The organism is Exiguobacterium sp. BMC-KP, assembly GCF_001275385.1.
GTDB lineage: Bacteria > Bacillota > Bacilli > Exiguobacteriales > Exiguobacteriaceae > Exiguobacterium_A.
Genome location: NZ_LGIW01000015.1, coordinates 1,323,961 through 1,346,308 on the forward strand (window position 1 = coordinate 1,323,961; position 22,348 = coordinate 1,346,308).

General features: G+C 46.5%; 21 protein-coding genes and 1 other annotated feature. All 21 genes read right to left on the minus strand.

What is annotated here, in order from left to right:
• Positions 1-83: 83 nt before the first annotated feature.
• The 21 genes from ADM98_RS12750 to rsmH all read right to left on the minus strand — a co-directional run bounded on the left by ADM98_RS12750 (position 84) and on the right by rsmH (position 22,294).
• Positions 84-1,397: a uracil-xanthine permease family protein gene (locus ADM98_RS12750; RefSeq protein WP_053453840.1), complete on the minus strand. Its 1,314-nt coding sequence runs from the start codon at positions 1,395-1,397 to the stop codon at positions 84-86.
• A gap of 51 nt (positions 1,398-1,448) precedes the next feature.
• Positions 1,449-1,979, minus strand: coding sequence for a bifunctional pyr operon transcriptional regulator/uracil phosphoribosyltransferase PyrR (gene pyrR / locus ADM98_RS12755; protein ID WP_053454554.1), 531 nt, complete (start codon positions 1,977-1,979; stop codon positions 1,449-1,451).
• A gap of 248 nt (positions 1,980-2,227) precedes the next feature.
• Entirely contained in the window at positions 2,228-3,151 is a 924-nt protein-coding gene (locus ADM98_RS12760) for an RluA family pseudouridine synthase (protein ID WP_053453841.1), read from the minus strand.
• A complete protein-coding gene (gene lspA, locus ADM98_RS12765; RefSeq protein WP_053453842.1) occupies positions 3,148-3,624 on the minus strand; it encodes a signal peptidase II in 477 nt (158 codons plus the stop codon). The genes ADM98_RS12760 and lspA overlap by 4 nt, the downstream gene beginning before the upstream one ends.
• Before the next feature lie 72 nt (positions 3,625-3,696).
• Complete coding sequence (gene ileS / locus ADM98_RS12770; protein ID WP_053453843.1) at positions 3,697-6,432, minus strand: isoleucine--tRNA ligase; 2,736 nt, start codon at positions 6,430-6,432, stop codon at positions 3,697-3,699.
• 57 nt (positions 6,433-6,489) lie between these two features.
• Positions 6,490-6,730: a binding site (T-box leader), on the minus strand.
• A complete protein-coding gene (locus ADM98_RS12775; RefSeq protein WP_023468794.1) occupies positions 6,731-7,252 on the minus strand; it encodes a DivIVA domain-containing protein in 522 nt (173 codons plus the stop codon).
• Between the two features lie 25 nt (positions 7,253-7,277).
• Positions 7,278-8,048, minus strand: a complete 771-nt coding sequence (locus tag ADM98_RS12780; RefSeq protein ID WP_053453844.1) for a YlmH family RNA-binding protein — start codon at positions 8,046-8,048, stop codon at positions 7,278-7,280.
• Entirely contained in the window at positions 8,045-8,320 is a 276-nt protein-coding gene (locus ADM98_RS12785) for a YggT family protein (RefSeq protein WP_023468796.1), read from the minus strand. Before ADM98_RS12785 ends, ADM98_RS12780 begins: the two co-directional genes overlap by 4 nt.
• Before the next feature lie 2 nt (positions 8,321-8,322).
• Positions 8,323-8,802, minus strand: coding sequence for a cell division protein SepF (locus tag ADM98_RS12790; RefSeq protein ID WP_235504892.1), 480 nt, complete (start codon positions 8,800-8,802; stop codon positions 8,323-8,325).
• Positions 8,803-8,842: 40 nt separating this feature from the next.
• Positions 8,843-9,514 carry a YggS family pyridoxal phosphate-dependent enzyme gene (locus ADM98_RS12795; protein ID WP_053453846.1) on the minus strand — a complete coding sequence of 224 codons (672 nt, stop codon included), beginning with the start codon at positions 9,512-9,514 and terminating at the stop codon, positions 8,843-8,845.
• The gene (gene pgeF, locus ADM98_RS12800; RefSeq protein ID WP_053453847.1) at positions 9,501-10,277 is read right to left on the minus strand and encodes a peptidoglycan editing factor PgeF; all 777 of its coding nucleotides are present in this window, start codon (positions 10,275-10,277) and stop codon (positions 9,501-9,503) included. Before pgeF ends, ADM98_RS12795 begins: the two co-directional genes overlap by 14 nt.
• Positions 10,278-10,361: 84 nt before the next feature.
• Positions 10,362-11,516, minus strand: a complete 1,155-nt coding sequence (gene ftsZ, locus ADM98_RS12805; RefSeq protein ID WP_029342137.1) for a cell division protein FtsZ — start codon at positions 11,514-11,516, stop codon at positions 10,362-10,364.
• Positions 11,517-11,563: 47 nt separating this feature from the next.
• A complete protein-coding gene (gene ftsA / locus ADM98_RS12810; protein WP_053453848.1) occupies positions 11,564-12,868 on the minus strand; it encodes a cell division protein FtsA in 1,305 nt (434 codons plus the stop codon).
• Positions 12,869-13,096: 228 nt separating this feature from the next.
• On the minus strand, positions 13,097-13,873 hold the full coding sequence (locus tag ADM98_RS12815; protein WP_053453849.1) for a cell division protein FtsQ/DivIB: 777 nt from the start codon (positions 13,871-13,873) through the stop codon (positions 13,097-13,099).
• A gap of 61 nt (positions 13,874-13,934) precedes the next feature.
• Positions 13,935-15,029: an undecaprenyldiphospho-muramoylpentapeptide beta-N-acetylglucosaminyltransferase gene (gene murG / locus ADM98_RS12820; RefSeq protein WP_053453850.1), complete on the minus strand. Its 1,095-nt coding sequence runs from the start codon at positions 15,027-15,029 to the stop codon at positions 13,935-13,937.
• Positions 15,026-16,372 (minus strand): UDP-N-acetylmuramoyl-L-alanine--D-glutamate ligase, encoded by a 1,347-nt coding sequence (gene murD, locus ADM98_RS12825; RefSeq protein ID WP_053453851.1) that lies wholly within the window; start codon positions 16,370-16,372, stop codon positions 15,026-15,028. Before murD ends, murG begins: the two co-directional genes overlap by 4 nt.
• A 32-nt stretch (positions 16,373-16,404) precedes the next feature.
• Positions 16,405-17,370, minus strand: coding sequence for a phospho-N-acetylmuramoyl-pentapeptide-transferase (mraY, locus tag ADM98_RS12830; protein WP_053453852.1), 966 nt, complete (start codon positions 17,368-17,370; stop codon positions 16,405-16,407).
• 22 nt (positions 17,371-17,392) lie between these two features.
• Positions 17,393-18,712, minus strand: a complete 1,320-nt coding sequence (locus ADM98_RS12835) for a UDP-N-acetylmuramoyl-tripeptide--D-alanyl-D-alanine ligase (RefSeq protein ID WP_235504893.1) — start codon at positions 18,710-18,712, stop codon at positions 17,393-17,395.
• Positions 18,713-18,820: 108 nt separating this feature from the next.
• Complete coding sequence (locus ADM98_RS12840) at positions 18,821-20,833, minus strand: penicillin-binding protein (RefSeq protein WP_235504894.1); 2,013 nt, start codon at positions 20,831-20,833, stop codon at positions 18,821-18,823.
• Between the two features lie 122 nt (positions 20,834-20,955).
• On the minus strand, positions 20,956-21,342 hold the full coding sequence (gene ftsL / locus ADM98_RS12845) for a cell division protein FtsL (protein ID WP_053453854.1): 387 nt from the start codon (positions 21,340-21,342) through the stop codon (positions 20,956-20,958).
• 13 nt (positions 21,343-21,355) lie between these two features.
• Entirely contained in the window at positions 21,356-22,294 is a 939-nt protein-coding gene (gene rsmH, locus ADM98_RS12850; protein ID WP_053453855.1) for a 16S rRNA (cytosine(1402)-N(4))-methyltransferase RsmH, read from the minus strand.
• Positions 22,295-22,348: the final 54 nt, after the last annotated feature.

The following is a 22,348-nucleotide window of genomic DNA, read 5'->3' on the forward strand; positions in this document are numbered from 1 at the left end:
CTAAGTGAAGGTGCGCCGAAAGAAGGCAGAGTGATTCCCTGCATCTTTTCATGGCCTTCACTTTATCGTTCTCTCGGAACGTCTTAAAAGTTGTTAGCTACGGATTGAGTTATAGAGGTTTCCGTTGTTTCTTCGACCTGCTCTGTCGTTTTCGGAAGGACTAGATTCAGGATGATTCCAAGAATCGTCGCCAGTGCCATCCCTTCGAGAGAGAAGTTGCCGATTTTGAGCGCCGCGCCTCCGATGCCTGTGACGAGAATGACGGCTGTGATCGTCAAGTTCCGTTTATCGGCAAGGTCAATCTTACTTTCCGTCAGCGTCCGGAGACCGTTCGAAGCGATGACTCCGAATAAGAGGATACTAATCCCGCCCATGACCGGTGTCGGAATCGTCTTGATGAATCCTTCGACGTATCCAAGGAATCCGAAGCTGATCGCAAGCACTGCTGCACCACCGAGGACATAAACACTGTAGACGCGTGTGATCGACATGACTCCGTTGTTCTCACCATACGTCGTCACCGGTGGTCCGCCAAGCATCGACGCGACTGTCTTCGCAATCCCGTCGCCCAGTACGGTCCGGTGCATCCCTGGATCAAGGAGCGTCTCGCGCCCGATGATGCGTGATGTCACTTTTTGTTCGCCGATGTGTTCCGTCAGTGTGACGAGCGTCACGGGAACGATCAGAAGCAAGGCGGCTGTATTCCACGATGGTGTGTAATTCAGGAACGGAATCGTGAAGTCCGGCACGTGGAAGAACGTGGCTTGTTGCAGTGGTGTGAAATCAATGATTCCGACAGATGCCGCGACGAGATAACCAACCGTGATCCCGAACAGGATCGGTATCGTACTCCACATCCCTTTTAAATATGTCATCGCGAGAAGTGTGACACCGAGTGTCACCATCGCGACGAGGAAATACAGTCCGTTGTACTTACCGTCTGCTCCATTCATCGCCATGTTGACAGCGGTCGGCGCAAGCGATAACCCGATGACCATGATGACCGGTCCGATGACGACCGGTGGGAGTAAGCGGAGCAACCAAGCAGCTCCCGTGTAGCGGATGAGGAGTGAGACGAGTCCGTAGACGAATCCAGCGACCATCCCACCGAGTAAAGCATCCTCGACACCCCACCGTTCACTGACGGCGATGATCGGGGCGATGTAGGCAAAACTTGAACCAAGGTATGTGGGTACTTTAAAGCGGGTGACGGCGAGGAAAATCAGTGTGCCGACTCCGCTTGCGACGAGCGCGACCGATGTGTTGAGTCCCGTTAAAAGCGGGACGAGCACGGTCGCACCAAACATCGCGAAGACGTGTTGTAGGCTGAGCATCAGCCAGTTTAGAGGATGGGTAGGTACTTCTTGTACATCAAGTACTGCGGCATGTTTTGCCATATGGATGACTCCCTTTCTGGTCTCTCTGGACCACCTTAAAGGTTTTGAATTTTAGCGTTTAATGAATACTTGATCGGCTTCATCGACTTCAGCGAGCGCGACGACGACTTGCTCATCGCGTGACGTCGGAACGTTTTTGCCGATGAAGTCCGGACGGATCGGTAACTCCCGATGTCCGCGGTCGACGAGGACAGCGAGTTGAATCATACTCGGTCTTCCGTGGTCGACGAGTGCGTCCATCGCGGCGCGAACCGTTCGACCTGTGTAAAGCACGTCGTCAACGAGGACGACGATTTTTCCGGTGATGTTTTCCGGTAGATCAGAACCTTTGATTTCCGGCTCTAAACTGCGCTTTGACAAGTCATCCCGGTACATTGAGATGTCGACAACACCGAGTAAAACCGGTTTGCCTTCGATCTGTTCGATCCGCTTCGCAAGGCGGCGCGCGAGTGTCTCGCCACGCGTCTTGATTCCAACGATCATTAAATCAGCAATGCCTTTGTTACGTTCGATGATTTCATGAGCGATCCGTGTCAATGCACGTCCAATCGCGGCTTCATCTAAGATGACGGCTGGTTTCATAGTTTCTCCTTTCATACAAAAGACCTTCTGCGGAAATCCGCAGAAGGTCATCGAAGACAGAATCATGGCATACGTATTGTATGCATGCCTACGCACGTTTGTGGTAGGTTCTCCCTTTCGCAGCCTCTCCGGACTCGATTAAAGGTGATACTAGTTTGGTAGGATCGTCGCTCGGACGACCGAAGTGTCAGTAGAGGATGTCTCGCATCGCTCTCTAGGTGATACTCTACCGTTTTATTAGAAAAACGTCAAGACTCTAATTCAAGTTTTTTCAGTTGACCAATCTCGAATGTCATCTCTTCTGGGAGTGGTGCTTCAAAACGCATCCATTCGCCTGTCCGTGGATGTTCGAAGCCAAGAACCGCAGCGTGCAAGGCTTGACCATTCATTTTCATCGTCTTACGTGGACCGTATTTCGGATCACCGGCAAGCGGGAAACCGATATAGCGCATGTGCACACGAATCTGGTGTGTCCGACCTGTTTCGAGTTTACATTCAACGACTGTGAATCCTTCGTACCGGTCGAGAACACGGAAATGAGTTACGGCAGACTTCGAATTCTTATCCGTCACCGTCATCCGTTGACGATCGTTCTTGTCGCGTCCGATTGGTGCTTCAATCGTTCCGAGTTCGTGTGGAATCTCACCGTGTACGAGCGCGATGTAGAGGCGTTCCGTCGTTTTCTCTTTCAGCTGATGCGCGAGTGATTCATGCGCTAAGTCGTTCTTAGCAACCATCAACAGACCAGAGGTGTCCTTATCGATCCGGTGAACGATTCCTGGGCGTTTGACACCATTGATGCCTGAGAGATCCTGACAATGATGTAATAAGGCGTTGACGAGCGTCCCTGAGACATGGCCTGCCGCTGGGTGGACGACCATTCCTTTTGGTTTGTTGACGACGATGACATCCGAGTCCTCATAGACGACTTCAAGCGGGATATCTTCTGGTAAAATCTCGAGTTCTACCGCTTCCGGGATGTGAACGGCAATCGATTCCGTTCCCGATAATTTATAGTTCGGTTTAACGACACGACCGTCGACTTCGACGCGTCCCGCTTTCAACCATTCCTGTACTTGCGAACGCGACCATTCGTTTTGTTCTGCGAGCCATTTATCAATGCGCCCTGTCGCTCCATCCGCTTGTACGGACCATGTTTCTACTTCATTCATTTATCCATCGTTCCTTTCTTAGTCAACCGTTCTTCGAACATGACGCTGATCAGCATCGTAATGACACCAAACGTCAAACAGACGTCTGCGACATTGAAGATTGGGAAATTATAGCCGAACGGGAAGAAGTGGAAGAAATCAACGACTTCTCCTCGTGCCATTCGATCGATGAAGTTCCCAATCGCACCACTGAGTAGTAACGCGATGCTCCAAGCAAATACCTTATTTTTCGTGCCTTCCTTGTAGAGGAAGTAAATCAATCCAATGACGACGACGACCGTGACGATGAAGAAGAACCCGAATTTGCCTTCAAGCATCCCCCACGCCGCGCCTCGATTTCGATACGAGTTGAGATAAAAGAAATCCGGAATGACCGTGATCGCTTGACCAATCGTCATATTTTGAACGACGATCCATTTTGTCAACTGGTCGACTCCAACGAGTAAAGCAGCAATCCCTAAGTAAAGCCACATCCTATTGTCCTCCGCATCCAAAAATAATGAGGGACGTCCTGCGAAGTCGCAGCCGCCCCTCCCTTTGTATCATTATAAAGAATTGACGACCTCAGTACAACGTGGGCAAAGCGTCGGATGAGCCGGATCTTGTCCGAGTTCCGTCGAATATGTCCAACAACGTTCACATTTTTCACCGTCAGCTTTTTGAACCGTGATGCCTGTCGTCTCATACATCTTATCCGCTGTTTCAACGAATTCGAGTTGTGAGACTTGGAGTAACTGTTCGAGATGATCAATCGTTTCGAGCAAGGCTTTCGTTTCTTCTTTCGGCGCAAGCAGAAGCTTCGCTTCAAGTGTCTTACCGACGAGTTTCTCAACACGTGCTTCCTCGAGTGCTTTCAAGACATCATTGCGGAACGTCAAGAACGCATTCCATTTCTCGATGAGGGCAAGTCCTTCTTCTGAGACTTCGACCGTTTCCGGAAGGTCCGTCAAGAAGATACTCTTCGTCTCTACAGCTGGTACGAACTCCCAAGCTTCGTCTGCCGTGTGTGGCAAGACAGGTGCCATCAATTGTAACAAAGCGACAACTGTATCATACATGACCGTCTGAACCGCACGACGTGATGTGGCGTCCGCTTTTTCGATGTACAGGATATCTTTCGTGTAATCGAGATAGAACGATGACAAATCAAGGACACAGAAGTTGTGAAGCAATTGATAGACCGACATGAAGTCGTACGCATCATAGGCAGCTTTTACTTTACCAACCAGTTGGTCAAGTTTCGTCCGCATGAAACGGTCTGACTCTGGTAAGTCTTCGAATGCGACACGGTGCGTTGCAGGATCAAATTGATCCAAGTTTCCGAGGAGGAAACGAACCGTATTCCGGATTTTCCGGTATGACTCTGAGACTTGTTTGAAGTTATCCATCGATGCACGAACATCGGCTTGATAATCGACAGATGCCACCCACAAGCGAAGAATCTCAGCTCCGAATTGTTGCATGACTTGAATCGGCGCGATTGTATTTCCAATCGATTTCGACATCTTGCGCCCTTGACCATCGAGGACGAATCCGTGACTGACGACTGCTTTGTATGGTGCTTTTCCTGTCGTTGCGACGGCTGTCGATAACGACGAGTTGAACCAACCACGGTATTGGTCAGATCCTTCTAGATAGAGATCCGCTGGACGTGTCAATTCAGGACGTGTCGCGAGGACACCCGCATGTGATGAACCAGAATCGAACCAGACATCCATGATGTCCGTTTCTTTTTTGAAGATACCGTTCGGGCTTGCTGGATGTGTGAACCCTTCAGGAAGCAAGTCGACTGCGTCACGCTCATACCAGACGTTTGATCCGTGAGCTGCGAACAGATTCGCGATATGATCAATCGTTTCCGGTGTGACGATTTCCGTACCATCTTCAGCGTAGAAGATTGGAAGTGGTACACCCCATGCACGTTGACGCGAGATGACCCAGTCGCCACGGTCTTTGAACATGTTGTGAAGTCGTGTTTCGCCCCACTCTGGTACCCACTGGACACCTTTGATTTCATCAAGGATTTCCGCACGGAAGTCTTTGATTGAAGCGAACCATTGTGGCGTCGCACGGAAGATGACCGGTTTTTTCGTCCGCCAGTCATGTGGATACGAGTGTTTGATGAACGACAGTTTTAAAAGTGCTCCTGCTTCTTCAAGCGCAAGACCAATTTCTTTATTCGCATCTTCATAGAACATGCCTTCGAATCCAGGCGCTTCCGCTGTCATGACCCCTTTATCATCGACTGGGCAAAGGACGTCAAGACCGTACGCTTGACCGATGCGGAAGTCATCTTCCCCGTGACCTGGAGCGGTATGAACGACACCTGTCGCTTCGGCTGTAACATGATCGCCGAGCATGACGAGTGATTCACGGTCATAAAGTGGATGTTTCGCTTTCATGTACTCGAAGTCCGCACCATTGAAGACGCGTCCGACAGTTGCATCTTCCCATCCGAGTGCTTCGATGACTTCAGGAACGAGCGTTTCTGCCACGATATAGCCTTTTCCTTGGTACTCGATCCGTGCATATGTTAATTCAGCACTGACAGAGATTCCAAGGTTCGCTGGAATCGTCCATGGTGTCGTCGTCCAGATAACGAAATGATCCGTCGGCTCAAGGATGTTTTTCCCATCCATGACTTGGAATGCGACATAGATTGCAGCTGAACGTTTATCCTGATATTCGATTTCTGCTTCAGCTAATGCCGATTCAGAAGAAGGTGACCAATAGACAGGTTTTTTCCCTTTGTAAATATAGCCTTTGTTTGCCATATCTCCGAATAACCGAATTTGAGCTGCTTCAAATTCCGGCTGAAGCGTGATATATGGATTGTCATAATCCCCAAGAACGCCAAGACGTTTGAATTGGTCACGTTGGTGATCCACTTGCTCCAGTGCATACTTCGCACACAACTCACGGAATTCTGCGACTGTCATCGATTTACGATCAACACCGGCTTTTTGAAGTGCTGTTTCAATCGGTAATCCGTGTGTATCCCAACCTGGTACGTAAGGCGACTGGAAGCCATTCATTGATTTATAACGGACGATGATGTCTTTTAAGACTTTATTTAATCCGTGACCCATATGGATATCACCGTTCGCATACGGAGGACCATCGTGGAGGATGAATGTTGGTTTCCCAGCATTCTTTTCCTGTACAGCAGCGTAGAGGTTCATCTCTTCCCAACGTGCTTGCATATCTGGTTCACGTTTTGGTAAGTTGCCTCGCATTAAAAATTCCGTTTTCATCATCAATAAGGTTTCTTTGTAATCCATCTGACCATCTCTCACCTTTCGCTTTAAAAGTACAAAAAAAGCCAAGCTCATCCCTGAGATAGGGACGAGCTTGGCTGAACTCGCGGTACCACCCTACTAATCCTGCTCTTCCATTCGAAGACACAGAACCGCTTAAGTACTCGATAACGGGAGTGAACCGGCATGGCTTACTGTTCAGCGAACGTTCAGTCATGCACTCCAAGGGGATACCCCATCTTTTTCGTTGCTCGGGCTTCCACCATTCCCCGATTCGCTGTCAACCGTCAAAGATGCGACGTGTCCTTATCATTGATTTTATTTATACGACATCGTCGTCATTATACGCAACTGCTGGAACATCGTCAAGCGCTCCACGAGAAGAGAAATCAAACGCATCCCAGTCGTGGCTCGTTAATAATTCCATCTGCGCATCGATCAACACTTTGAACCGATTGCGGTAAAGCTCGATTTTCTTGCGCATCTGCTCGACTTCGAAGTCCGTCCGTTGCGCCCGACGCTGTGCTGCGTCTTGCAACTGCTCTGCTTCGCGTTCTGCTTGTTTTAGGATTAAGCTAGCTTCTTTTGAAGCATTCGCTTTCACTTCCTCAGCTGCTTCTTGTGCAACGATGATCGATTTATTTAATGTTTCTTCCATCGAACTGAAGTAATCGACGCGTGCTTGCATATTTTGAATGACTTCCTGTTGTTGACGATTCTCACGTAACAACAATTCGAAATCCTTGATGACTTGATCCAAAAATTCGTTAACTTCATCTTCGTCATAGCCGCGAAACTTTCGTGTGAACTCCTTATTATGAATATCGAGTGGCGTTAATGGCATGATGGATTCCTCCTTCGCATTTATCTTATCCTTTTAAAATACCGTATTGTAGTTTGATCCGGTCCCGCTTCGTCGATCCAAGAATTGCAATCAACTTGACGCGTCCTGTTCCACGTAGTGAGAGTAAGTCGCCTTCTTGAAGCATGAAACTCGAATCATCCACTACTTTATAATTGACCTTACTTTCACCCTGTTTAATGAGCGCCTGTGCTTTTTGACGCGAGAAGCCGAGAATTTCACTCACGACTGTATCGAATCGAAGTGAACTTACGAATCCGAGTGTCTCTTCCCACTCTTGTTCCTTCACTTTCAAACGATCTTCTGCTTCTACACGCGAAAGACGAATCTTCGTCTTTCCAGCTCGTTCAACGTTTGCTTCGATATATGTCGCGACTTCGTCTGCGACGGCAAACTGTACTTGATCCTGGATGATGACGTCACCAAATTTGGCTCGTTTCAATCCGACGTTCAATAATGTACCAGTGACTTGACGATGAGAAAGTTCAACGAATTTAGTAGGATAATGAATGCGATAAATGGAAATGTCAAAGTCATCCGCGTTGTATTCATAATAATCTGGTGCGAGGATTGCCCGTTTACGTTCAGAGCCTTCAAAACCGCCCTCAAAAAAGAGGGCGCATTTCGAACCGACGAGTTCTTGTGTGATTTGTTGTTCACGAGGATCTAGAAAATCTGTTAATTTGAACGTATAGGTCGCTTCCACATGATCAATCCAGTTCAAGACTGAATCGACGAATTCCCGCTCGCTTCCGCGATAATGATCATAGACACTCATACTAAAAAGATAGCTCGGATACCAGATTGAGCCAAGTTCAAGACGAGGAAGGCTACAATCGGCGAGATATCTAGCATGCCCCCGATAGGCGGGATGATTCGACGGAAGGGCGCTAGGAATGGCTCGACTAACATTGCGAGCACTTGTCCGAATTTTGAGTCACGGGCATTCGGGAACCACGATAGTAAAATATAAACAATCATGACATAGCTATAATATTGCAGCAATGTGCTTAATGTACGACCAATCGCGTACATTACTTGTGAATCCATACTTACCACCCCTTATGATTAATATCATCTTCTCCAAGTAAATTCGAGATGCTTCCTGCTAACTCGACATTGTTCGGGACACAGAGGAGGGTATTCTGACTGATCGTCGTGATCGTTCCATCAAGAGCGAACACAACACCAGATAAGAAGTTAATCATCTGTCGTGATTGATCTTTTGACATACGCTGCATATTGACGATGACCGCACGATTCTGACGAAGATGTTCCCCAATTTCTTGGGCTTCGTTAAAGACACGTGGTTCACTCAAGATGACTTGCGATTTCGCTTTTTTCGTCCCGTGAAGCGGCACGATATTCGATTGTCTCACACTGTCCTCCTTTTGAGTAACACTCGGGGTAGATTCCTCGTAATACTCTTCGTACTCTTGTTGCGACGTACCTCTACCTTTATTTATTGTAGCATCATTTTCATATTCAAGTTCATCTAAATCGTCGCTGTTGCCGAGAAATAGATTTTGCATTTTTGATTTAAAGCCCATATCCATTCTCCCTTCTTCTCGTTTAGGTGTGAACGAGCGTTGTTCCAATTCGGACGAACGTCGCCCCTTCTTCGATGGCAATCTCAAAATCAGATGACATCCCCATGGATAACTCTGTACATGGAGCATACGACAATTTTTTCGCCTTGACCTCTTCTTGCAATGTTTTTAACGACCGGAATACCTCACGTATACGTGCCTCATCTTCTGTTAATGGTGCCATCGTCATCAATCCGATGACACGAATCGCTGGATACTGACCGATTTCATGTAAAAACGATGGTAGATCCTCCGGTGCGATCCCTTGCTTCGATTCTTCCCTAGAAACATTGACTTGAATAAAGCAATCAATCGTCCGGTCTGTCCGTTTATTGATCTCTTCCGCCAGATGAAGGCGATCGAGGGAATGTAGCACGTCAATGGCATCGATGATTTGACGAACTTTACGTGTCTGTAGTGTGCCGATGAAATGCCACGTACAAGCTGATCGTCCAAGTTCTGCCTGCTTTTCAAGCAACCCATCCGGTCGATTTTCTCCGAGATGTGTCACGCCCGCTGCTAATAATTCAGAAGCAACTTGACTTGAGACTGATTTCGTCACACCAATCAGCTGTACCTGCTTTTTGAAAGAACTCTTTTCAGTTGCTTGTTCCATTCGTTGTGTAACATCTTGTACATTTTCAAGAATTGACATCCAATGACTCCTTTACGATCAAACTTGCAAACCGACCACCGTGGTCGCCGTGGCGATAAGAGAAGTAATCTTCCGCCTGACAGTGTGTACATAGACCTGAGTCAAGGACATCGCCCACTCCACATCGTTCAGCTAGCGCAGCATTCGTTTTTTGTAGCGATAACATCGCTTTTCCATCTTCCTTGCGTATGTAAGGAGACTCGTCTAGTTCGAGCGCATCAATGGCATCGATGACAGGTTGATCGACTTCGTAACAACAATCACGAATCGATGGACCGATGACCATCTGAATAGAAGATCGACTAGCACCCGCACGTTCCATTTGTTTTACTGTTTCTTCGACGATATTACTAACGGTTCCACGCCACCCAGCGTGCGTATTCGCGATGATTCCTGTCGTCGGATCACAGAAAATTAATGGAACACAGTCAGCAAACAACATCATTAGTAAGACATTCGAATCGGTCGTCACCAATCCATCTGTACCCGGAATCGCCGTTTCGTAATCCAAAGCACCGCGCCCAGACTCAAGTGTCGTCACTTGTTCGACATGATTACCGTGAATTTGCTGTGCCCAAATCGAGTTCTCAAGTGATAAATCAAGCTGGCGTGCGATGACTTGTCGGTTCTGAATGACGCCATCCCGATCATCGTTGACATGCAGTCCTAGATTTCCATTCTCATGTGGTGCTGCAAATTTCGTCGTAAAGGCGGCACGTACGGTACCAGTTGGTGTATCCCATTTGATCCATTGTCCAAACATGTTCATGCCTCCCTCAGTTTTAAAAAAAGAGGCGCCGCTTTCGCGACACCTCTTGGTTTAGCAGTCGTGTCACTGGAACATCGATTAACGATTATTCCGGCGAAGGAAAGATGGGATGTCCATCGTTTCTTCGACATCTGGCGCTTTAGCCGGTTCAGGATTCGAGCTGACAGGTGTCTCTTCGACTTGTGGTTTTGACTCCTCAGTTGGTGGTGGAGTCGCTTGTTTTTTCTTCAAGAGATTCTTCATCATCTCTTGTGCTGACGGAATTTCGAAATCGAGTGGTTCATTTTCGAATTCTGTCGCGATAACCGTGACGATGATCTCATCTTCTAGGTTGTCGTTGATGACAGAACCGAAAATCAAGTTGACTTCCTCATCTGCTGCACTCTGGACGATTTGTGCTGCTTCCGTTACCTCGTACAAGCTGAGGTTCGCACTACCGGTAATGTTCATCAGAACACCTTTTGCTCCTTCGATCGATGTCTCAAGCAATGGGCTCGAAATCGCCTTTTTCGCTGCTTCTGTCGCACGGTGTTCACCTGTTGCAACACCTACACCCATCAATGCAGAACCTTTTTCAGTCATGATCGTCTTCACATCAGCAAAGTCGAGGTTGATGAGACCAGGTACAGCGATCAAGTCGGTAATACCTTGTACACCTTGACGCAAGACGTTATCCGCTTCTTTGAACGCTTCAAGCATTGGTGTGTTACGATCAACGATTTCAAGCAATTTATCATTCGGGATGACGATTAACGTATCAACTTTTTCTTTGAAGTTCTGGACACCTGAGACGGCATGTTGCATGCGTTTGCGTCCTTCAAACATAAATGGTTTTGTTACGACACCGACTGTCAATGCACCGATTTCTTTTGAAATCTCAGCGATGACAGGAGCAGCTCCCGTTCCTGTTCCGCCACCCATTCCTGCTGTGACGAAGACCATGTCCGCACCTGAAAGGATTTCTGTTAATTGTTCACGACTCTCTTCTGCCGCTTTTTTACCGATTTCCGGATTGGCACCAGCACCAAGACCGCGTGTTAATTTTGCACCAAGTTGAAGCTTCACATCAGCTTGTGACATGTTCAATGCCTGCGCATCCGTGTTTACGGCGATGAATTCTACGCCTTGGACACCGTGTTCAATCATTCGGTTGACGGCGTTCGAACCGCCACCACCTACACCGATGACCTTGATTTTTGCTACTTGGTCCATCATTTCATCAAAATGCAACATAAAAAGGGCCCCCTAATATTTTTTACTCATTGGATTTTTTGTAGGCATTAACCAAAGAATTTCTCAAAGAAACTGCTGAATGACTTTTTCTCTTTTGGAGGCTGTTCACGTGTCGACCGTTCTTCTCGAGTAGGTGACGTCTGTTCGTTCATGAGCAGTGCATCCTGTTCATGTCCGTGCGCTACGACTTCCTTCTCTTCCGCCCGATCAAAACCTGATTTCGATACGGCGCTTCTTGAAAGGACATAACGTAGCATACCGGCTGCAACCGCATATTTTGGATGACGAATACCGAGACTGGCAGGTTGATAGACGTTGACGCTCTGCTTAAAGATTCGTTTTCCTAACTGGTCGATGCCAGGTAGTGAAGAACTTCCTCCACATAAGATCAAACCACTATTCATGTGAGAGTACCCAGCTTGAGTCATTCGTTTTTGAATCATCTCGAAAATTTCCTCGAGTCGTGCTTCAAGGACAAAGCCGATTTCTGACTGTGGTTCAAAACGATGTTCTCCGTTGATCGTGACGTAAGAAACTTTCTCTTCCGGATCACCGAGTGCTTCAAGCGCCACACCGTACTCTTCTTTTGCCAGTTTTGCATCTTGGTACTTACAATTCATCTTATACGTCAAATCACGTGTCAGATGATCGCCACCATATGGTAACGTCGTCGAGTAGACAAGATCGTTCTTTTCATAGATTGAAAGTGTCGTCGTCTCGTGTCCGATGTCAATGATCCCAACACCAAGTTCGAGTTCATCAATCGATGCTGCGATTCTAGATACCGCTAAACTCTCCAGCACATATCCAGCAAGCTCTAAACCAGCCCGTTCAATGGAACGTTTAATGCTATGTAGGATCGTCTTCGCACCAATAATGAGCTTCCCTGTTACTTCGAGACGATAACCGATCATTCCTCTCGGATCAGTGATTTCTGTCTGCTGATCGACTGTAAACGTCTTCGGCAAGACATCCACAACACTTAGTTCGTTTGGAATTCGCATGACCATTGCAGAATGTAGCACATCCTTCACATCATCATCCGTGATTTCATTATCCTCACCTTTGATCGACGTCATGCCTTGGCAATCCTTCACTTGAATGTGTTCGCCAGAAATAGCGACATATACTTCACCAATTGGTTCACCAAGTGTACGTTCCACTTCTGTGACCGCTTGTTTAATGGCATGTACTGTTTGATCGATGTCAACGATGACACCTCGTTTAACACCCGCGGATGGTGCAGAACCTTCAGCAAGAACGTTCAGCGTTCCACCAAGTAGTTCACCGACGATGAGTTTCACCTCCGATGTCCCAATGTCGAGCGCGGCAATCGTACCTTTCGTTTCCATGGGAGTGACACCTCCACTTTCATAATACTAATCCTTTTTATTCCTAATTATATTCTAGGAATGGGACAGGCTTCTTCTCGTTTAAGTCTACACTATATAAATACTTACGAAAAGAAGTTATTGCCCGTCTTAGCGTCCTAATAGATTACGATTTGATGACGATTCGAACAAAGGTCGACGAATGAAAACACACGTTTGTTTTTTATTCATCACCCTAGTGTGAATCTTCTATTTTTTCCCTTTATATGGTTTGAAATAGATGCCACCATCAATCGTAATCGTTCCTGTCTTTCCTTTCGGTAAGGCAGAAATGACTTTAACGTATTCATTCAAGGAATTTGAAAAAGCAGACGTACTAAGTAATACCGTATTCCCATCCGTCATGAATAATTTCAGACCGCCTTTGTCAGTCTTATCATTTGCGACGATTTCTGAGATCCGGCTGCGTACTTTCGGTTCGATTTTAACGAGTTCCTTCGTTAATCGATTTAAGGACTGATCTGTGAACCCAGTCAAGATTGGTGCGTCGAACAATTCTTCCTTCGATTTTCCAGGAATGATTGTCCCGTCCGCAAGTACGATTCGATCCCCCGGTTTATCCTTCGCATAAGCAATTTCTTTCTCTTCCGTCACCGTGACACGATATTGATGTAAAAATTGCTTTTGCATCGTCGCTTCCTGAATGCCTGGAACCTTTTCAATTCGTTCAAGAACGTCTTCTTCCGATATATTAAAGGCATGTGTCTCGTTCACCTTAATTCCTGATGCCTTCAAGATATCTGATGTTTTGACATTAAGGTTACCATCGATATCAAATCGAGCGACCCGAGAATAGCTCGACTGTAGATAAAAAACAACACCGACTAGTAGTCCAATCAAGATTAAGACATAGATAAGTCTTCGGTTAGCTTTTTTGCGACGTTGTTCACGGATATAAGGTATCTTATCCTCGAGACTGCGGACGTTCTCGTCCTCTTGTGGTCGTCCTGTCCTCCGTTCCCTCACGTCTTATTCCCCCTCTATAACGTAACAGTTCATTTCCCTATCGGTCTTTTCCTGCAATAGTTTAGTATTTTTGTTCCGTCAGCCGTAACAATTCATCGACTAAGTCACGTGAAGCATTCGGCATACCAAGAGCTAATGCTGCTTGAGACATCTCTTGTTGTTGTGCTAATGCTTTTTCACACGCCTCAAATAACCGATCACCTGACAGCTCTTGTTCACGAATCAATAGACTTGCACCTGTCTCGACGAGCGATGAGGCATTGACTTCTTGATGATTTTCCGTCACGTAAGGACTTGGGATGAGGATACTCGGTAATCCGAGTGTCGTCAGCTCGGCAAGCGTACTTGCCCCTGAACGCGAAATGACAAGTTGACTGGCTTTTAGGATGTTTGGTAAATCATACACGAATGGACGAAGTTGAATCCGTTCTGGAACGGAGCCAACACGTGAAGCAATCGTATCGTAATGAATTTGACCGGTTACGAAGAGTAGTGACCATCCTGCTTGTTCAACTTTTGGCATCATGTCAACGACTGCTTCATTGATGGCAGGCGCACCACGACTACCACCGTAGATAACGACGAGTGGACGACCTTCCTCAAAACCGAAACGTTGCCGCTCTTCGAGTGGATTGATTTTAAGCTCTGCCACTTCAGAAGCACGCGGATTACCAATCAAAACAGTCTTTGATTCATTTTTGCCGAAGTGGTGTCCTGAACCTTTAAAAGAGAGCGCAACACGATCGACATACCGTGCTAAAAATTTATTCGTGATACCTGGTAAACTGTTCTGTTCATGGACGAGTGTCTTGAATCCCATTTTTGCAGCCGTATATAATACCGGTCCACAGACGAATCCACCTGTACCGACGACGATATCCGGTTGGAACTGGCGCAGAAGTTTGCGAACACGACGAACACTCTTGATGAATCGGATTCCGGTCTTGACGTTCTCAAAAGATAACGAACGACGAATACCCGAAATTTCGATTGATTCAAATGAAATTCCCGCTCGGCGAACGATATCTGCTTCTAAACCATTCTCCGTTCCAATATAAAGGACCTCACATGACGTGCGTTGTTCAAGTTCCCGAATCATGGCAAGCGCAGGATAGATATGCCCCCCTGTACCGCCTCCAGAGACGACGATTTTCATACTGTTGTTCCTCCTACCTGATGTACGGCACGAACGAAATGCTCGCCGCGCTCCTCATATGTCTTATATTGATCCCAACTTGCAGATGCCGGAGACAAGAGAATGATATCACCAGGTTGTGATGTTTCAAACGCCACCTTCACTGCTTCATCCATTGTCTCAACGACTGTCGAAGGATAACCGTTTTCTGATGCAAGCGTCCCAAAACGGTGACCCGTCTCACCAAGTCCAATGACATGTTTAACATGCTTCATTGCACCAAGTAACGGTGTTAAATCCGCTCCACGCTCGAGTCCACCACATAACCAAATGATTGGTGCTGTAAATCCAGATAAGGCTGCTTCTGTCGCGACATTATTCGTCGCTTTCGAGTCGTTGTATACTTTTCGACCAGCAATTTCACCGACGAACTGTGTCCGGTGCTCTACACCACCGAATGTCCGTAGCACATGCTGGATGTCAGATACTGCGAGGTTAAATGGTTCAACTAGTGTTAAGGCTGCAAGAACGTTCTCGACATTATGTCCACCGCCGAGAGCGAGTTCATCGACAGGTAAGATACTCGTCCCATTGATCGTCAACGTATCATTCATGACTTCTGCATACGCCGATTGACGACGCGAGAACAAGAGCGGCGTTACTTTAGCAGACGTACCGAGCACACGAACGGATACGTCATCTGCGTTCAAGACAAGACGATCTGCTTCTTTCATGTTCTTGAAAATCCGAGCTTTTGCTTCACCATATGATTCAAAATCACCATGATAATCCAGATGTGCCGGTGATAAATTCAAAAAGGCTGCCGTGTACGGTCGGAATTGCTCAATCCCCATCAATTGAAAACTTGATAATTCAATGACGATGATGTCATCTTGTTTCGCCTGACTTGCGATTTCAATTGCCGGGAATCCAATGTTTCCTGCCAAATGAACACGCCGAGACCCCGTTTTTAACAATTCGTGAACAAGTGTCGTCGTCGTCGTTTTCCCGTTTGATCCTGTAATGGCAATCCACGTCGCATCTGTTGCTTGATACGCCATTTCTACTTCTGTCCAAATCGGAATATTGCGTCGTAGCGCTTCTTGTAATAAATCGATTTGATACGGAATTCCTGGATTCTTGACGATTAGATCGATGCCATCGAGTAGTGCTAACGGGTGCTCACCGTAGACCGTTTTGACGTCGAGTGATGCAAGCGCTGCTTGATCACTCTCGGACGGAGTTTTCCCGTCATTCACTGTTACCTCTGCACCGACACTCACTAAATAACGAGCGGCTGCGATTCCACTTTTCGCCGTTCCGAGAACGAGCACTTTTTGATCATTCCATTGTCGTTGTTCCATTGTTGAATCGCTCACTTTCTCTCTTCGTTTTTTTATTGGATGAATAGGTAGGCGATGAATGCCATCAAACAGCTGATTCCTGCGAATGTACCGACGATCCGCCATTCACTCCAACCGACCATTTCGAAGTGGTGGTGAATTGGACTCATTTTAAAGATTCGTTTCCCTGTCGTTTTAAAGGAGATGACTTGTAAAATGACTGATAATGTCTCAACAACGAAGACGATACCGATTAAGACAAGTAGTAATTCCAGTTTTAACACGATCGATAGCCCGGCTAGCGCAGCACCAAGTGCAAGTGAACCGGTATCACCCATAAAGATTTTTGCTGGATGAGCATTGAATATAAGGAATCCAATCAATGCACCAACTGCTGAGAAAGCAAAACAAGCTGCTCCCACTTCATCTGCGATGAACCAACTGTATAATCCGAAAAACAGGAATGTTGGAATCGCTGTAAACGAGACAAGACCATCTAGACCGTCTGTCAAATTGACCGCATTCGAGAAGCCGACTAACCAGAACAAGGCAACAAACGGGTAGATGATTCCAAAATCAAGCTCGAAGTCTGTAAACGGAATCGACAGATAGGTCGCATCACTCGTAAAACCACCGCTCAACCAGACGAACAACACTCCGACGACGATTTGTCCTATTAATTTTTGTTTCGAATTCAGACCGAGGTTACGCTTCTTGACGACTTTGATGTAATCATCGATGAATCCGATGACGCCGTAGGCTAATGTTAAAAAGAGTAACGATAACTGTGTCGTCGATAAATCGCCCATGACGAGTGCACCGAGAACACTGATGATCATCGCCACAAGAATGACGATTCCACCCATCGTCGGTGTTCCTGATTTGACTTGGTGCCATTGTGGTCCCTCTTCCCGAATTTCCTGACCGAACTTCAGTCGGTGTAGAAACGGAATCGCTTTAGGCATGACGAGCAGTACAACAAGAAATGCAAGAATAAGACTGATAAATAATGTGATCATAGCAGACACCCTTTTTCAAAAATTAGTTTTCGTTCAGATAGGTCAATATCCGTTCGAGCGCCATCCCACGTGACGCTTTCAATAAGACAATCGTTCGTTCTCCAAGTAGCGGATACAACTGTTTAGCAGCATCCTCGACTGTTGCCGCAAATTGGACTTGGACGGATGGATCGCTGATTCCTTCAGCAATCCACGCGCCCTTCTCCCCTACTAGGATAGCATGCGAGACAGGTAACGCAATCCGCTTTCCGACCGAGGCATGTAACAAGCGTTCCTGTTCCCCTAATTCATACATATCACCAAGCACGAGAACGCGCGTCGTATAACCTTCTAATGCAGTAATCGTTTCAATCGCTGCATTCATCGATGTTGGACTAGCATTATACGCATCATTGATGACCGCAGTCTCTTCATAGAGTAGTCGCTCCATCCGCATCGGTGTCAATTCAACAGCATCAAACCCTTCTTGAATCCGTGTATCGGTTACTCCAAGTGCACGCGCTGTTGCGATCGCGTACGCTGCATTTCGAACTTGGTGTTTCCCGAGCACGGGTAGATGAAACGCGGTGCCATCGTAAGCAAAAGCTGTGCCGAAGAACGTCGCGTCCGTTGGCTCGATCCGGTACGTATTTCCAATCTGATAACCGATTTTTTCCGCTTCAACTTCTGCAAGCAGTGGTTCATCACCATCAACGAATAAATGACCCCCTGGTTTGAGTCCAGAACGAATCTCAAGTTTCGCTTTAGCGATTCCACTACGTCCGCCGACTTGCTCCGCATGCGATTCACCGATGTTCGTGACGAGTGCGATATCTGGCTCAGCAAGATTCGATAAGAATTCGATATCTCCAAAACCGTTCATTCCCATCTCGAGCACGGCGACTTCCGTATCAGCAGGCATCATCAAAATGGTTAAGGGCATGCCAATATCCGAATTGAAGTTTCCTTGTGTCTTATGTGTCTTGAACGTCGTCTTGAGTACACTTTCGACCATATCCTTCGTCGACGTCTTTCCGTTCGATCCAGTGATGGCGACAATCTTTGGTGCAATCTGTATTAAGTATTGTTTAGCGATTTGTTGTAATGCTACGAGCGGCTCATCCACTTCTAAGAAAACGATATCGATAGCAGGACGAGTAATCCCTTTCTTCCATAATGTAACGATGGCTCCTTGTCCTTTAGCCCCCTCAAGGAATCGATGACCATCGACGCGCGCTCCTTGAATCGGAATGTAGAGACCATCTTCGAGTAGCGCACGTGAATCCGTCGCAAAATGACGGACGACACGGTCGTCTTTTACATCGAGATGCAACCACTCAGCGATTTGCGTAATTGTTAACATGATATATTCCTCCATTCGATGACAGCAAAAGAGGACGAATGCAAAAGTCAACGAATGACTCCTGTTCGTCCTCGTCTTCCTGTAGAAATCAGGAAACTTGCTCTACCGTTAATCTTTAGGTTCAGCTAGTTCGACCGTCAACTTTCCATTTTCCTTCACTAGTGTACCAGTTCGAGCCGATTGTTTGGTTACAAAACCTTTACCGATGACGTCGAGCTTCAAGTCATATAAGCTGACGAGCTTTTTGACGTCTCGCTGCGACCAACCAGTAATATCCGGCATCTTGAACGTATTTGATGTCTTCAGTAAGACACGCTCTCCACTGACGAACTCTTGACCGCGAGAAGGTATTTGTGAAACGACTTCTGCACCCTCACCGAGGATGATTGGAACCGCTTCTTGCTCTTTTGCCAAATCCGTTGCTTGCCGCACACTCTTCTGGATATAGCTAGGTGTTATCTTTGCCTTAACGTCAACCGAATCTTTCTGCGTTTCTGGTTGAATGCTTCGATACTGTAGTGCCGTATTCATGACACCTTTGAACACAGGACTCATGATAAGTGGTCCAGAAACTGACGATTCATTTTTCGACGGACGATCGACTGCAATATACATGATCAATTCCGGATCATCTTTCGGAGCCATACCGATGAATGAGTGAATAAATTGTCCTTGAATGTATTTCCCATTCTCAGAAATTTGAGCTGTACCCGTCTTACCGATGACACGGTAATCTTTCAGCTTATACATTTGACCGGTTCCGATTTTACTGTTGACGACACCGTCAAGTGCTTCGCGGGTCGCCTTTGCAGCTTCAGCAGAAATCGGTTTACCTACGACCTCTGTTTTTGCTCGATATGGTGCTTTATCCGTATGATCCGCTTTTTGAATAATGTGCGGTTTGACCATCTCACCGTCACCAGCGATTGCTGTTGCCCCTTGAAGCAGTTGCATCGGCGTAACCGCTGTTGATTGCCCCCATGAGGTAATGAGTGCATTCAATGGTTTTGACAAATCAGATTGACTATTTACTTCTCCCGAGATGTCTATACCCGTTCGTTGGTCAAAATGAAACTTCTTAAAGTAATCTTTATACCGTTCGATTCCAAGTTTTTCTGCAGTCAACTTTGAGAACATGACGTTTGAGGAGTGATAGACGCCCTCGATCATCGGGATCGTGCCCCAACCGACATCATTGTAATCTTTGATAACGGTTCCTTTATAGTTATAACTACCCGATTTATACATCTCATTCGGGCGGAAGACTCCGGCATCGATTGCTGCTGCAAGCGTAAAGATTTTCATCGTCGAACCAGGTTCGAATCGTGATGACACGGCGAAGTTCGTAAAGTCCTTCATGTCACGTAGATTTGGGTTGAATGATGGTCGATCCGCCATGGCGAGGATTTCACCGGTCTTCGCATCCATGACGATGCCTGTCGCATTTTTGGGCTTATACGTGTTGTACATTTTTTGCATCTCTTTTTCAAGCGACTGTTGAATACGATGATCAATCGTCAAATAGAGATTCGATCCATCCTTGGGCTCGTTCGAAACACGAGACGACCCTTGAATCAAGGGATTTCCACTACGGTCTTTCTCAAAGACACGCGCTCCGTAAGATTCGCTTAAAGCGTCATCATATTGTTTCTCGATTCCCATTTGTCCTTGTAATGCGACACGACCATTTTCCTCCGTAATCTTTTGAACGAACCCAAGCGTATCCGACAAGAAAATGCCATTCGGATAGTAACGTTTTGGCTCTTCGATCATTCGAATTCCAGGGAGCTTGAGCTTATCGATTTTTTCTTTTTGATCAAGCGTCAGATCATTCCCTTTTTTCCCGAATTCAATTTGAGATCGCTCTTTGTTTTCAATCAAATAGGTCTCTAGTTCCTTCGTTGTCATTCCAAGAATCGGCGCAAGACCTTCAGCCGTCTTCTTGAAGTCGACGATCGTCTCATCTGGATCTTTGACGCCACCAAGTCGATAAATCCCAATTAGATGATAGGATGGAACGTTGATGGCAATCGGAGATCCGAGACGGTCGAATATCTCGCCTCGTTCAGCACCAAGTGTTTCTTGTGATTCCCATCGTTTCTTCTCCGCATACGCAATCATATCTTCACCATGAAACTGTTTGGTCGTTGCTAAGTACAAAAATCGGCCAATGAACACAAAAAAGAGAGTAGCAAATATCATCATGATAAAGGCTACTCTCCAACGGGATTTTTTCAGTGGATTCATTTAGGAATCACCTTGATGTTCCCTTTACGCATATCAAGACCCTGTTCTTTCGCAATCTTATAAATCCGTTCTGGAGAGCTTAAGTTCGTGACCTCTAGTTGTAAACGTTCGTTTTCCTTGTTGAGGGTCTGTGTGACTTGATTTTCTTTTGCTAAGTCACGGCTAACATTATATGCCTCATTGTGTGTACTGATCGTCAAACTCCCAAATAACACAAGACCACCAATCATCGCACTGTATAAGAATTTTTCAAAAGGATACAAGCGATACTTCGGACGGACGGCGACGCGACGCGCAATATCTTCCGTCTTCCGTGGTTCCTGAACAGGTTGTTGACGAACGGGTTGAACCGTTTGGACCGATTTACGAAGTGGTTCTGCCATTGGAATGCTCCTCTCAAGATTCTTTCATTTTTTCAGCAATTCGTAATTTTGCCGATCGGGCACGACGGTTGTCATCGAGTTCCTCGACGCCAGCCGTAATTGGCTTGCGTGTAACGAGTCGAAGTTCCGGCTCCATTTCGACGGGAATCATCGGTAAGCCCGGCGGTAGCTCGGGTAGTGATGATTTTTCTTTAATTGCTTGCTTACACATGCGATCTTCAAGTGAATGGAACGTGATGACACATAGACGTCCACCGACTCGTAATACATCAATTGCTTGGTGTACCGCACGGTCAAACACATTCAGTTCGTCATTGACGGCAATCCGGATTGCTTGGAATGTCCGTTTCGCAGGATGTCCGCCTTTGCGACGTGCTGGTGCAGGAATCGCATCCTTAATCAATTCGACGAGTTCGAATGTCGTCTCAATCGGGCGCTCTTCCCGTGCTTTTTCGATTTTACGCGCAATTTGTTTTGAGAATTTCTCTTCCCCGTATGTAAAGAAGATACGTACGAGATCATTATACGGCCACTCATTGACGACTTCGTAGGCAGAAAGTGGAGAAGATTGATCCATGCGCATGTCGAGACGTGCGTCGTGATTATAACTAAATCCTCGTTCCCCTTCGTCTAATTGTGGTGAAGAGACACCGAGATCGAATAAGATGCCGTCCACTTTCTCGACGCCATGTGCTGCTAGTTGATCTTTTAAATAAGCAAAATTACTCTTTATTAAAGTAAAGCGACCTTCATACGCCGCGAGACGTTCTGCTGCATGAGCGAGTGCGACATCATCTTGATCAAATGCATACAGATGACCGGTCGTCAATTGCTTGACGATCTCTTCGCTGTGTCCTGCTCCGCCCAATGTACAATCGACGTAAATACCGTCGGGTTTAATCGCGAGTCCTTCGATTGACTCCCATTTCAAAACTGTTTCATGCTCAAACATGTCCTGCCTCACCTTTCACTGTCCTTGAAGGACGTTACTCTTTTTCAATGTATC